The sequence below is a fragment of the Vibrio sp. ED004 genome (assembly GCF_023206395.1).
Taxonomy (GTDB): domain Bacteria; phylum Pseudomonadota; class Gammaproteobacteria; order Enterobacterales; family Vibrionaceae; genus Vibrio.
The window spans coordinates 120,240-134,296 of sequence record NZ_CP066149.1 but is presented as its reverse complement, the minus strand read 5'-3'; the positions used below and the strand labels follow the sequence as shown (position 1 = coordinate 134,296).

The 14,057-nt window shown below is 43.2% G+C and carries 7 protein-coding genes and 3 pseudogenes; 5 read left to right on the top strand and 5 right to left on the bottom strand.

Annotated elements, in window-relative coordinates; all coding sequences use genetic code 11:
• Positions 1–435: 435 nt before the first annotated feature.
• Positions 436–2,004: a polysaccharide lyase family 7 protein gene (locus ITG10_RS00615; RefSeq protein ID WP_017632237.1), complete on the top strand. Its 1,569-nt coding sequence runs from the start codon at positions 436–438 to the stop codon at positions 2,002–2,004.
• A gap of 707 nt (positions 2,005–2,711) precedes the next feature.
• Here the strand turns inward: ITG10_RS00615 and ITG10_RS00610 are convergent.
• A complete protein-coding gene (locus ITG10_RS00610) occupies positions 2,712–3,029 on the bottom strand; it encodes a hypothetical protein (protein ID WP_248386627.1) in 318 nt (105 codons plus the stop codon).
• A gap of 12 nt (positions 3,030–3,041) precedes the next feature.
• On the opposite strand from ITG10_RS00610, the pseudogene ITG10_RS00605 reads away from it, so the two are divergent.
• Positions 3,042–4,264, top strand: a pseudogene (locus ITG10_RS00605) (IS3 family transposase).
• 61 nt (positions 4,265–4,325) lie between these two features.
• Here ITG10_RS00605 and ITG10_RS00600 read toward each other — a convergent pair.
• Positions 4,326–5,084 carry an oligogalacturonate-specific porin KdgM family protein gene (locus tag ITG10_RS00600; RefSeq protein WP_017632276.1) on the bottom strand — a complete coding sequence of 253 codons (759 nt, stop codon included), beginning with the start codon at positions 5,082–5,084 and terminating at the stop codon, positions 4,326–4,328.
• A gap of 474 nt (positions 5,085–5,558) precedes the next feature.
• On the opposite strand from ITG10_RS00600, the gene ITG10_RS00595 reads away from it, so the two are divergent.
• The 3 genes and pseudogenes from ITG10_RS00595 (at position 5,559) to ltrA (ITG10_RS26425) (ending at position 10,779) form a co-directional block, all read left to right on the top strand.
• The gene (locus tag ITG10_RS00595) at positions 5,559–6,596 is read left to right on the top strand and encodes a polysaccharide lyase family 7 protein (RefSeq protein ID WP_017632275.1); all 1,038 of its coding nucleotides are present in this window, start codon (positions 5,559–5,561) and stop codon (positions 6,594–6,596) included.
• A gap of 841 nt (positions 6,597–7,437) precedes the next feature.
• Positions 7,438–8,690 (top strand): annotated as a pseudogene (gene ltrA / locus ITG10_RS26430) (group II intron reverse transcriptase/maturase).
• An 806-nt stretch (positions 8,691–9,496) separates the two neighbouring features.
• A pseudogene (gene ltrA / locus ITG10_RS26425) lies at positions 9,497–10,779 on the top strand (group II intron reverse transcriptase/maturase).
• Positions 10,780–10,881: 102 nt separating this feature from the next.
• Here the strand turns inward: ltrA (ITG10_RS26425) and ITG10_RS00560 are convergent.
• The 3 genes from ITG10_RS00560 to ITG10_RS00550 all read right to left on the bottom strand — a co-directional run bounded on the left by ITG10_RS00560 (position 10,882) and on the right by ITG10_RS00550 (position 14,000).
• Positions 10,882–11,538, bottom strand: a complete 657-nt coding sequence (locus ITG10_RS00560; RefSeq protein ID WP_017632467.1) for a nitroreductase family protein — start codon at positions 11,536–11,538, stop codon at positions 10,882–10,884.
• A gap of 224 nt (positions 11,539–11,762) precedes the next feature.
• Positions 11,763–13,130: an MATE family efflux transporter gene (locus ITG10_RS00555; RefSeq protein ID WP_128644424.1), complete on the bottom strand. Its 1,368-nt coding sequence runs from the start codon at positions 13,128–13,130 to the stop codon at positions 11,763–11,765.
• 147 nt (positions 13,131–13,277) lie between these two features.
• On the bottom strand, positions 13,278–14,000 hold the full coding sequence (locus tag ITG10_RS00550) for a FadR/GntR family transcriptional regulator (RefSeq protein ID WP_017632465.1): 723 nt from the start codon (positions 13,998–14,000) through the stop codon (positions 13,278–13,280).
• Positions 14,001–14,057 lie beyond the last annotated feature (57 nt).

Here is a 14,057-nt window from a genome sequence, read left to right as displayed (position 1 = left end):
CATTAAATAGTCGCACTAATCCTGAATAGCTAGAACGGTAACTCAAAAGGCCACATTGGTTTACAACGATGTGGTCTTTTTGCGTTCTGAGAGGAGGGAGGCAATCGTTGGATCTTATCGTTGAAAAGAGCGGATTCACTGGATTCAAAACTTGTTATTTCAACTAGGTTGCTTTGGTATTGCTAGCCTATTTCGCATTCAATTTTTTTATATATTGTTTTTATCAATAGGAAGTGTGATCCAGTTAAAGTATGGAAAAATCGGAAAGTGTTCCCAGTCTCATTTATTCAATGAAATGTTTTATTTGTATTATAAGATTACGTAATATTTTCATGTTATCGCAAATACTGAGAGGGGAATCGCCTTATAGCTCGTGTTTGCTGATTTAGCTTTCACTTACGAACGCTGTCTTTGTATTATAATAATGGATTAAATATGAAACAAATTACTCTAAAAACCTTACTCGCTTCTTCTATTCTACTTGCGGTTGGTTGTGCGAGCACCAGCACGACGACTGCTGATTTTCCAAATAACAAAGAAACGGGTGAAGCGCTTCTAACGCCAGTTTCAGTTGCCGCTAGTAGCCATGATGGTAACGGCCCAGATCGTCTTATTGACCAAGATCTAACAACACGTTGGTCTTCAGCGGGTGACGGTGAGTGGGCAATGCTAGATTATGGTTCAGTGCAAGAATTTGACGCTGTTCAAGCATCATTCAGTAAAGGTAATGAGCGCCAATCTAAGTTTGATATTCAAGTGAGTGTCGATGGTGAAACCTGGACGACGGTACTTGAGAACCAACTGAGTTCTGGTAAAGCTATCGGCCTAGAGCGTTTCCAATTTGAGCCTGCAGTGAAAGCACGTTACGTAAGATATGTTGGTCACGGTAACACCAAAAACGGTTGGAACAGTGTGACTGGATTAGCGGCAGTTAACTGTAGCATCAACGCATGTCCTGCTAGCCATATCATCACTTCAGATGTAGTAGCTGCAGAAGCAGTAATTATCGCTGAAATGAAAGCGGCAGAAAAAGCACGTAAAGCTGCACGTAAAGATCTACGCTCTGGTAACTTCGGCGTAGCAGCGGTTTACCCTTGTGAGACTTCTGTTAAATGTGATACGCGCAGCGCACTACCTGTTCCGACTGGCTTACCAGCAACACCCGTTGCAGGTAATGCACCGAGCGAAAACTTCGACATGACTCATTGGTACCTGTCTCAACCATTCGACCATGACAAAAACGGCAAGCCTGATGACGTGTCTGAGTGGAACCTTGCAAACGGTTACCAACACCCAGAGATCTTCTACACAGCTGACGACGGTGGTTTAGTCTTCAAGTCTTACGTGAAAGGTGTACGTACCTCTAAAAACACTAAGTACGCACGTACTGAGCTTCGTGAGATGATGCGTCGTGGTGACCAGTCTATTAGCACAAAAGGTGTTAACAAGAACAACTGGGTATTCTCAAGCGCACCTGAATCTGATTTAGAAGCTGCGGCAGGTATTGATGGCGTTCTAGAAGCGACATTGAAAATCGACCATGCAACAACAACGGGTAATGCGAATGAAGTAGGTCGCTTTATCATTGGCCAGATTCACGATCAAAACGATGAGCCGATTCGTTTGTACTACCGTAAATTGCCAAACCAACCAACGGGTGCAGTTTACTTTGCACACGAAAGCCAAGACGCAACAAAAGAGGATTTCTACCCTCTAGTGGGCGATATGACGGCTGAAGTGGGTGAAGATGGTATCGCGCTTGGCGAAGTGTTCAGCTACCGTATTGACGTTAAAGGCAACACGATGACAGTAACGCTAATGCGTGAAGGCAAAGACGACGTTGTACAAGTGGTTGATATGAGCAACAGCGGTTACGACGTAGGCGGCAAGTACATGTACTTCAAAGCCGGTGTTTACAACCAAAACATCAGCGGCGACCTAGACGATTACTCACAAGCGACTTTCTACCAACTAGACGTATCGCACGATCAATACAAAAAGTAATCTGATCGAATAACACTTAATATTTCAGTTATCGTAATAGCCTCCAGTCTCAGGGTTTGGAGGCTTTTTTTTGCTTGTTATTTGAGCTGGGGAAATAGTAGGCCGTTCAATAGATCAAGTAGAGGGGCTGGTGGTTAACCATATTTCTACGTTCCAAATTTAGCCTCTCACCTCTTATTCAATCGTCAACACAGCTTCCCATTCGCCTCACGTGCCTATCTTAGTAAATAGCGGTTACATGCAATGTTACTGGGAACGATAAGCTTAGGTCGCTCGTACGAGCTTGTATTTACATATTAAGTATTCTCGACCATTCATGGGTCGGTGTTTAAGGTTGGTTTGTAAATCGAGATTAAGCCCTAAACCCTAAATTCTATGCAAACAGGTTATTTATAGTGGTATCTAGGTAGGGAAGAGTTTGTAATTACAACATGATTTATGTTGAGACATTTCTAGCCTAAGTTAATAGTGATTCGCAGCAGAAAAACATGTCGATTAGTTAAATAATCGACGACGCGTGGAAGTTTAAAGGGATTGGTGAGCTTTCGAGGTTTGAATTTGGCATTGAATGACAAGTCTCTTAATGGCGAGAGTAAGTGGGCTATTTGCGAGTTAGCTTTTTTCAAATGAACGATTTAGTTAAGTCGAATAGAAATAAAAGTGTCTTCACTAGGATGGCATTTTTGACAGAGTTTTAGGTTAACTTACTACTCATCAGCGTTCAGAGGATCTTCAGCAACAACCGCAAAGAATGTACTTGAGTTGTATGGTGAAGCACTCAAATTTGCACCAATGCTGTAGTTCTCGTAGTTCTCGTAGTTCTTGTAGTCATCGGAGAAGATTTCAGTTGTGCCTGCTGTATCGGAGTAAACTCTGCAGTCGTCGACATATAAAGTTGTATCTGCAGTCCCACTGTTTGAAGAGAACTTAATGGCTGTCGCAGTTACTTCCACACCTGGCGTAGTATTTTGTGACGTATAAGGCCCGTACTCAGTACTGTCCCGTCCTGAAATGTGTTTACACATTGAGGACGAATTATGATTACTTCAAATAATACCTACATTAAGCGCACTCAGCGTGATTACACACTAGGCTTTAAATCGAAGATTGTCGCCGCTGTAGAAAGAGGCGATATGACATATAAACAAGCCCAATCCATTTATTGTATCCAAGGCCGCTCAACCGTTTTAACCTGGCTTTGAAAGCACGGTAAGGTGAATAGGGCGCAAAATCCAAGGATCAATGCCAGGCATCAATCACCGAAGCCTAAAGAATCATCTGCACAGAAAATAAAACGTCTTGAGAAAGAGTTGGAAGACGAAAAAATTTTAAATAGAGTGGTTGATATTCTTGATGCTGAGCACGGAACCTGTCTCAGAAAAAAGTATCTAGCCAAGGATCAAGAAGCCTTCAAGACAAGAAGGAATAAGTTTAGTCCGAATATGTAAGCTATGCGGGATAACGAGACAGAGTGCTTATCAACGAGAAAAGCGAGCTAATCATCGTCAGTTAGAGCTTAAACCGATTAAAGAAATGGTGTTGAATATTAGGCATTATATACCTCGGGTTGGTACTAGGAAGTTATATTTTTTGATTAAACCCAAACTACAAGAGCAAGGTATCAAGTTGGGTCGAGATGCGCTTTTCAATTACTTAAGAGATGAACGATTATTGGTAAGACCTAAACGTAGTTTTACAAAAACGACCAACAGTAGACATTGGATGAAGAAGCAACCGAATTTATTAAAGGATTACCAACCATGTAGTCCAGAGATTGTGTTTGTGAGCGATATAACCTATGTTAAATCTGACGAAGGAGTTCACTACCTATCATTGGTTACAGATGCGTTTAGTCGAAAAATAATGGGTTATGAGCTGAGCAATGAAATGAAAGCGACGGATGTCGTGAAAGCGCTAGATATGGCTATCAAAGGGCGACAATACCATCGTTCTTGTATCCATCATTCAGATCGTGGTCTGCAGTCTTACTCAGGTGGTTATCAAGATAAATTGAAAATTAGCGGCATAATGCCTTCGATGACAGATGGTTATGACTGCTACCAAAATGCATTAGCAGAGAGTAAATGGAATACTGAAACAAGAGTTCTTACTTGATAGATGTAAAAATCTCGGAGAGCTTAAACGATTTGTAAAAGAGTCTATAAATATCTATAACAATATGAGGCCGCACCTTAGTCTCAATATGAAAACTCCAAATGAGGTGCATGAAAAAAGCCAACAGCTGGCGCTGTTGGCTTAGTAGAAATACTGTCAACGTATTTTAGGACGAGACACACTCTATAGGTGGCTAATGAAGACGATTAAAATGAGTATGTAATACCAACTCGTGTTTTTAACTGACGTTCATTTTCTTGCGCTGAGCCATAATCTGACGTCCAAAATTCGACATAAGGTCTTAAGTTGTCGAATTTATAGCCGATCTTTACACCTAAATCCCATTCCCAATCTTCGCCATTTGCTTTTACTTGGTCTTCATAGCTTTTTACGTAGTTCGCTTCATAACTTAGTTGAAGATTTTTTAAGTCTTCATTTTGGAATTTATAAGCACCAGTCAATGTGAATTTACCTTGTTGAACAGTTTCGCCAGCTAGTGCTATTTTGTCGCCATTAACTTTTGTGAGCGAACTGCTTGAACTGTCTGTGTAGTTTTGGAATTCATGACGGTAACGAAGAGCGGTTGTTAAGCCGAAGTCAGCTTTATATCCAACACGAAATTGTGGTTTAAATGTTGTTTTTTCATCACCGAACGTAATAGGCATACCTGGCTGTAAATACCACTTGTCATTTAACGCATAACGAACGCCCCAATCAAATTCGGAATCGCCACGTTCTAATTGGTTATATATATCGCCCTCTGCATTTGGAGCAAATTTTTGCTCAACGCTAAAATATAGTTTTGTCTCGTCCGCTATTTTCGTACTACCACCAATCTTAATACGGTGCGCGTATTTGTCGTCTTCATGTTTATGTTCAGCACGGTAATCAAGAGTTGCGCCCGTCGCCGTACCCGCAAGAAGAGTTGTAACAACAATTGCAGCAATTTTTGTAACAGAGTTCATACCTTTGTCTCACTATTATTTTTATGGTGGATACATCCAATGTACCCCTGGATTACAAGTCAATACCTTAAATGGTATTAAATTAATGTATGACAAATATGGTATTTATTACCGCTCCCAATTTCTGTGATATCTATCAAGAAGTTTCGAATAATCGATTAAATATATAGTTAAATGTTATGAACATCCCAGTTATCGCACAATTAATCAATCCGAGCATGACTTGTGTCTCATGTTTATAACGCTGGAAAATAAGTATTTTTTGACGTGTTAAAATAAGACAAATAGATCATATTGAATTCGGTTAGTCATAACTAGGACTGCCAATTATGGCAGTGTAATCCAACAAGCCTTTTCGACAAGAGATAATGGGATTGGATATTTGTTAGTTAATGGTTATTACAAATTCGTGTTTAAAGTAATTCCAGTGCTGAGAGCGTGCTCAGTATGTGTTAACAATTAAGGATAATTTAAATGTTTAAGAAAAATATGCTTGCTGTAGCTTTGCTATCAGCAGTACCTATTGTGTCGTTTGCTAATAATGGTGTGTCTTATCCGGTACCTGCGGATAAGTTTGATATGCATAATTGGAAAATAACCATTCCTTCGGATATTAATAAAGATGGTCGCGTTGATGAAATCGAAGGGGTAGCGATGATGAGCTACTCGCACAGTGATTTCTTCCATCTTGATAAAGATGGCAACCTTGTATTTGAAGTGCAAAACCAAGCGATCACCACTAAGAACTCTAAGAATGCTCGCTCAGAGTTACGCCAGATGCCGCGTGGTGCCGATTTCTCTATCGATACGGCTGATAAAGGAAACCAGTGGGCACTATCGAGTCACCCAACAGCCAGTGAATACAGTGCGATTGGTGGAACGTTGGAAGCGACGCTAAAAGTGAATCACGTTGCAATTAACGCTAAGTATCCAGAAAAGTACCCAGCTCACTCTGTTGTGGTTGGTCAAATTCACGCGAAAAAGCACAATGAGTTAATCAAAGCTGGAACCGGTTATGGTCATGGTAATGAACCACTGAAAATCTTCTATAAGAAGTTTCCTGGTCAAGAAATGGGTTCGGTCTTTTGGAACTATGAACGTAACCTAGAGAAGAAAGATCCAAACCGTGCCGACATCGCTTACCCTGTTTGGGGCAACACTTGGGAAAACCCTGCGGAACCAGGTGAAGCAGGTATTGCTCTGGGTGAAGAGTTTAGTTACAAAGTGGAAGTGAAAGGTACCATGATGTACCTAACGTTCGAAACAGAGCGTCACGATACGGTTAAGTATGAAATCGACCTGAGCAAGGGCATTGATGAGCTGGACTCTCCAACGGGTTATGCTGAAGATGATTTCTATTATAAAGCGGGCGCTTATGGCCAATGTAGTGTGAGTGATTCACACCCTGTATGGGGACCGGGTTGTGGCGGTACTGGCGATTTTGCTATCGATAAAAAGAACGGCGATTACAACAGTGTTACTTTCACAGCGCTGAAATTGAACGGTAAATAGCGAGTAGTGATGATAAGTCACTAAATTTAATCAGTATTTCTCAAGCCACTCAACGTAATGTTAAGTGGCTTTTTTGTTTGCCCAGCGAAGCTGGCAAACCCGTTAGGTTGAAAGAAACCTGAATCACCCCGACTGAGGGGAAGATAATCCGAATCGCAAGGGCGTTGCTGGCTAACGGCAGGGTCTGAAGGAAGCGATAGGAAGTTAACAGTACACAACGCAAGTAAACCTGCTTCGGCAGTATAGGTGGGTAAGCGTCCGAAATAGCGCGAAGCCCTATACTCAGTCAGACCTATGCTGTGCTTGAGGGTGGCATTGTTAACAGGGAGCCAGTGCAGTAACTGGGGGAAGCCTGACACCACATCCAAAAGTCTGGAAGCACAAACTCGAAGCGAAAGCTAAGAGCTGTGTTGGTGCGAGGTGGCAGATGAACTGTAGTAGTGAGTAAGGCTAAGCCCGAGAAGCCCAGTAATGGTGTGGAGGAGAAAACTTAGCTGACCATCAGCATCAAGTCTGATGGAGCACTGAAATGCCAAAAGCACTCAGTGCTGCGAAGGGAGGAAGTACACTTTAAGTCTGTGATGAACAGATGTTTTTTTTTCAGTGATACCCAAACCGAATCGCTATCGGGGTATTCCTAGTTTGGTTGATTGTGGAAGCAAGATACTGAGCTAAGAAACCGTATAGGGGAGTAACTCTGACACACTTCAGTAAATTGCCATTGAGCTAGAAGGCTGAATAGCAGAGAGAAATAACACCCACACTGGACATGAAACACTTGTCCCCACACAGCACACAACCCAAGGAGAGAAAGTGAGTTTATTACAGTTTATATGGTCATCTGCTCAACAAAGAGAGGCTGTATAAAGGGTTTAAAAAGGTAAAGAAAGCGAAAGGCGGGCTGGAATAGATGAGCAGAGCCTGAGCGACTACGCCGAAAATCTGAGTGATAACCTCGATCAACTCCTCTCTGAACTCAAAACCAAGCAATACAAAACCTCAGCCAGTCAAACGAGTAGAGATACCCAAAGAAGACGGAGGGGTACGATTGCTTGGGATCCCAACCGTTAGGGACAGAGTTGTCCAACAAGCACTCAATGATATCCTCACCCCCATCTTCGAAGAGCAATTTCACCCATCAAGTTTTGGGTATAGACCGAATCGAAGTTGTCACGATGCAATCAACAAATCCACGATGTTTATCCGCCGATACGGATTACAGCACGTCGTAGATATGGACTTGTCGAAGTGCTTTGACAAACTCGACCATGAGTTGATCCTCAAGAGCATCAGAAGGCGAGTCACAGATAGCAGCGTGTTAGAGCTGATAAAACAGTTTCTGAAAAGTGGCGTGATGATAGACGGTAGTTGGCAGGAGACAGAGCTAGGAAGTCCACAAGGTGGTGTTATCAGTCCTTTGATTGCCAATATCTACCTTGATGCGTTCGATCAGGAAATGCGAAAGCGTGACCATAGGCTCGTTCGTTATGCGGATGACATACTCATCTTTGTCGTAGCAAGGCAGGAGCAGAGAATGCCCTTGCACAAGCGACGAAGATCCTAGAAGGAGAGCTTAAACTCACAGTGAATCAGACGAAATCACATATAGCGCACAGCCGTGATGGCGTGAAGTTCTTAGGTGTAGAAATCGGGAGTCAATTTACCCGCATTCAAACTAAGAAACTGAAAGGGTTCAAAAAGTAAGTTAAAGCGACTGACAAAGCGAGGTGCGGTAAGCCACTTGAGCAAGTCATAAAAGCTTTAAACCCAGTGTTAAGAGGGTTCAGTCAATACTTCAGGATCACCAATAGCAGCAGAGAGTTCTCAAGGTTAGCAGGGTGGCTACGAAGAAGACTTCGTAGTATCCAGTTGAAACTTTGGAAGAAGCCTCAACGGTTACACCGAAGGTTAAAACAGTTAGGGTATAAGCCGCCGTTCCAACATATCTCAATGACAAGTTGGGTCAGTGCAGCGAGTCCCCTATCAAGCTATGCGATGCCAAATCAATGGTTTAATGACCAAGGGTTGGTAAATCTTGGAACAATAAGGACAGGGCATGTGTTCAGCCAATATGCTGAATGGAAGTGTGCATGAGCCGTATACGAGGTCCGTACGTACGGTTCTGTGAGAGGGATGAGGCGGTAACGCCTCACCCTACTCGATGTTTGCCCAGCGAAGCTGGCAAACCCGTTAGGTTGAAAGAAACCTGAATCACCCCGACTGAGGGGAAGATAATCCGAATCGCAAGGGCGTTGCTGGCTAACGGCAGGGTCTGAAGGAAGCGATAGGAAGTTAACAGTACACAACGCAAGTAAACCTGCTTCGGCAGTATAGGTGGGTAAGCGTCCGAAATAGCGCGAAGCCCTATACTCAGTCAGACCTATGCTGTGCTTGAGGGTGGCATTGTTAACAGGGAGCCAGTGCAGTAACTGGGAAGCCTGACACCACATCCAAAGTCTGGAAGCACAAACTCGAAGCGAAAGCTAAGAGCTGTGTTGGTGCGAGGTGGCAGATGAATCCGTAGTAGTGAGTAAGGCTAAGCCCGAGAAGCCCAGTAATGGTGTGGAGGAGAAAACTTAGCTGACCATCAGCATCAAGTCTGATGGAGCACTGAAATGCCAAAAGCACTCAGTGCTGCGAAGGGAGGAAGTACACTTTAAGTCTGTGATGAACAGATGTTTTTTTTTTCAGTGATACCCAAACCGAATCGCTATCGGGGTATTCCTAGTTTGGTTGATTGTGGAAGCAAGATACTGAGCTAAGAAACCGTATAGGGGAGTAACTCTGACACACTTCAGTAAATTGCCATTGAGCTAGAAGGCTGAATAGCAGAGAGAAATAACACCCACACTGGACATGAAACACTTGTCCCCACACAGCACACAACCCAAGGAGAGAAAGTGCGAGTTTATTACAGTTTATATGGTCATCTGCTCAACAAAGAGAGGCTGTATAAAGGGTTTAAAAAGGTAAAGAAAGCGAAAGGCGCGGCTGGAATAGATGAGCAGAGCCTGAGCGACTACGCCGAAAAATCTGAGTGATAACCTCGATCAACTCCTCTCTGAACTCAAAACCAAGCAATACAAACCTCAGCCAGTCAAACGAGTAGAGATACCCAAAGAAGACGGAGGGGTACGATTGCTTGGGATCCCAACCGTTAGGGACAGAGTTGTCCAACAAGCACTCAATGATATCCTCACCCCCATCTTCGAAGAGCAATTTCACCCATCAAGTTTTGGGTATAGACCGAATCGAAGTTGTCACGATGCAATCAACAAATCCACGATGTTTATCCGCCGATACGGATTACAGCACGTCGTAGATATGGACTTGTCGAAGTGCTTTGACAAACTCGACCATGAGTTGATCCTCAAGAGCATCAGAAGGCGAGTCACAGATAGCAGCGTGTTAGAGCTGATAAAACAGTTTCTGAAAAGTGGCGTGATGATAGACGGTAGTTGGCAGGAGACAGAGCTAGGAAGTCCACAAGGTGGTGTTATCAGTCCTTTGATTGCCAATATCTACCTTGATGCGTTCGATCAGGAAATGCGAAAGCGTGACCATAGGCTCGTTCGTTATGCGGATGACATACTCATCTTTGTCGTAGCAAGGCAGGAGCAGAGAATGCCCTTGCACAAGCGACGAAGATCCTAGAAGGAGAGCTTAAACTCACAGTGAATCAGACGAAATCACATATAGCGCACAGCCGTGATGGCGTGAAGTTCTTAGGTGTAGAAATCGGGAGTCAATTTACCCGCATTCAAACTAAGAAACTGAAAGGGTTCAAAAGTAAGTTAAAGCGACTGACAAAGCGAGGTGCGGTAAGCCACTTGAGCAAGTCATAAAAGCTTTAAACCCAGTGTTAAGAGGGTTCAGTCAATACTTCAGGATCACCAATAGCAGCAGAGAGTTCTCAAGGTTAGCAGGGTGGCTACGAAGAAGACTTCGTAGTATCCAGTTGAAACTTTGGAAGAAGCCTCAACGGTTACACCGAAGGTTAAAACAGTTAGGTATAAGCCGCCGTTCCAACATATCTCAATGACAAGTTGGGTCAGTGCAGCGAGTCCCCCTATCAAGCTATGCGATGCCAAATCAATGGTTTAATGACCAAGGGTTGGTAAATCTTGGAACAATAAGGACAGGGCATGTGTTCAGCCAATATGCTGAATGGAAGTGTGCATGAGCCGTATACGAGGTCCGTACGTACGGTTCTGTGAGAGGGATGAGGCGGTAACGCCTCACCCTACTCGATGTGCTTTCAAAGCATGATTATTTAAGGTGCTTGTTAAATCACTTTAAAGATTTCGTCGAGAGGGAGTCGTGCTTTTGGTAGCCCGTGGTTGTAGTCTTCACCCTCTAAGAAATAGCCCATCGCGAGAGCCACCTCACACACGTGGCCGTCCAGTTCGTCACTAAACTCCTGTCCGATCAAGTCCATATCAACACCTTCCATTGGTGTTGAACCTATATCTAGCCTTGCAAGAACGTGGAGTGCATTTCCGAGCGCAAGGTAAAGTTGTGCTTTGGTCCAGTTGCCATTAAAACCGGTCTCATCAGTATTGAGATCGGCAAAAGCGTAGCCACCATTTAACATGTTGTCGTACATCTCTGCTGGTAGGTGACCAGACTTTACTTCAACATCCACGCGGTGAGCGTATTTATCTTTGGTATAGTTTGGATCGTAGGCAAAAAGAATGATGTGTGACGACTCAATCGCGTGATGTTGATTAAACTGGAACTTAATAGCGAAAGTGTCGTGGAAGCGTTGCTTAGCTTCTTCGCTTTCTATCAGAATGAATTTCCACGGCTGTGAATTAATAGACGAAGCAGAAAGGCGGATAGCTTCTTTGATTATCTCTATCTTTTCAGAGGAAATGCGCTTGCTAGGATCATATTTTTTGACAGTGTAGCGCTTGTGAAGATCTTGAATAATGTCATGCATAGTGTGTTTACCCAATTCTCTTAATGATTAATCGACGTTGGATTGATGAGTCTTTTGCTAGTCGAAAGGCTTTAGCAACAGACCCTATAAATTCCTACCTTTCAAACTAGTACAACCTTGTCAAAGGACAAGGTTGTATGTTTGAGATTTTATGTGAACTCTCGATATTTCTGACACTTAGTCACCAACGCCGATATTTAGGTTAGTCGATAGTGAGTTGGGAGTTAGTCATACATCAATTCTTTGGCTTTGTCGGCATCAAACTCTTTAAGAGATTTGCGTGCCAAATGACGGAATGGGAAGGCTTTGACTATTTCTTCGAATGGCTGGATAGCGAAGGCCCAAAAGATAGAGCCGTCTAATCCAAAGATGATCAATGCGCACAATGGAATTGAAATGACCCATTGACCTGTAAAGTTGATTTTGAAGACAGCGGTCGTTTTTCCTAGTGCTCTTAATACATTCCCATGAACCGTGTTGTAGCCACGAACAATTGGCAAGAATATGTAGAGTGGGGCGATAACAGCCAATGCTTGATAGGTAGACTCATCCAAGTTCGGGTAAATGTCACCAATGACCAGACTTAATCCTGCGAACAAAAGTGCACAAACAAAAGAAATGACGACTGCAATATCGATACTGGTATCGACGTTTTTGACTAGGTCATCCATCTTTTTGGACCCAATCGCTTGGCTGATAGTAATTGCCGAAGAGTGAGCCCAAGCGGTAATAAACTGAGAGACAGCCCTTACCCAAGGCATCACCAAAGTAACCGCTACGTAAGCGTTGATGTTAAGTTGCGAATACAACAATTGGTATATCGTTGCGCCAATCAAAAGCATGGTCACGTTCGCTGCTACGGGGAATATCTCGATAAAGTGACGGCGAACGTTTGTAAAGAACTCAGATCGCTGAGCATCTAATTTGAGTGAAATCGCAGAGCTTAAATGCACGCACAAAACCAAATACAGCAAGCGGATCGTTATTGCAATGATGCTGCCTAATGCGGCGCCTTGTACACCAATGCCTTCAAAATTGGAGAAGCCATGAATCAGCACATACGAGAGTACAGCATTGATAGGCAGTTCAATTAAGTAACCTTTAAATGGGACTTTGGTTCTGCCTAGCGCATTAAATAAAGCAATGATCACTTGCGTCAATGCTGTGAAAATAACGATGTATTTCGAGATATCTAGATAGCGGCTGATTTCTGAATGAAGAGAAGCGTCATCTGTTAATGCTTGAATCAAGGGTTGTTTGAAAAAAGTAAGTAGAAGCCAAAACAGTGTTGCCACGCCAAGGTTGATAAATAACCCTGCCCAAAATGCTTTAGATAATGACGCGGCGATGCCAGAGCCCACTGCACGGCTTAATACTAACTGAGTGCCGTTTGCCAGCGCCATTTGAATTCCCAGTACAAATGCAACGATAGTCGTCGCAATCCCCATTGCAGCTAAAGGGATTTCACCAAGAGGAGAGACAAGCAGTGTGTCGATCATCAACATCGACTGCATCAAGATACCGTTTAAGGCTAGGGGCCAGGCGAGAGAGAAGTTTTTCCTTACGTACGATTGCGAAGACACAAACAACACCTTATGTGTATAACCGTAAGCTTTCTCTGAGACGACCTGACTTCAAGGCTTAAAGATGAAACACTACGGTATGGATGGTAAAAAATTGGATGCTAAAATGTGACTGACTCGTGTATTGAGATACACGAGTCAGTGGGTAAATCTTGGTTATGCGATGGCGAGTTCAACCCGAGACAGCTTTTGGTTTTCATCGTCTAGTAACACTTGTGAGGCTATTCGAGCCTGCTGAGCGTTACCCGACATAATCGCGTCGTATATCGCTTTATGTTCTTCTAAACAGAAGCGACCGCCTTCGGCTGAATGGTCGATGAACTGCTTGAAGATTGTCGACAGAATGTTCGCGAATGGGATGTAGAACTGATTACCTGTCGATAAGAAAATCGTTTGGTGAAACAGGTGATCGTTGGTTGTCCACTCTTCATAATCAAAGCTGTTTGCCGCAATAGTCATCTTCTGGAACAGAATCGAAAGCTCTTTGCGTTGCTCTACCGTTGCGTTGGTTGCTGCTAGCGCACACGCTTCTGGGTCAATCGCTTTTCTTAAGCCTAAGAACTGAGACAAGAAGGGTTTGGTGTCTTCTAAGTCTTGAATCCAGTACAGCAATTGTGGATCTAAGAAGTGCCATTGCGTTCTTGGTTTGATACGAGTGCCGACTTTCGGTTTTGACTCAATCAACCCCTTTGCAGAAAGCAGCTTGGTTGATTCTCGGAGGGCAGTTCTGCTTACTCCAAAGATATCGCACAGCTCCATTTCGCTAGGTAACTTTTGATTTTCTTGTAACTCGCCAGATAAGATCTTGCGAGCAATTTGTCGCGCCACTTGAACATGAATTCGGCGGCTTGAATCTTCCACCAATGTAAATATTGACATTTAAACCACCTGAAATTGAAACTTTAAAAACAAAAAAAGCCAGACGAATCTGGCGTT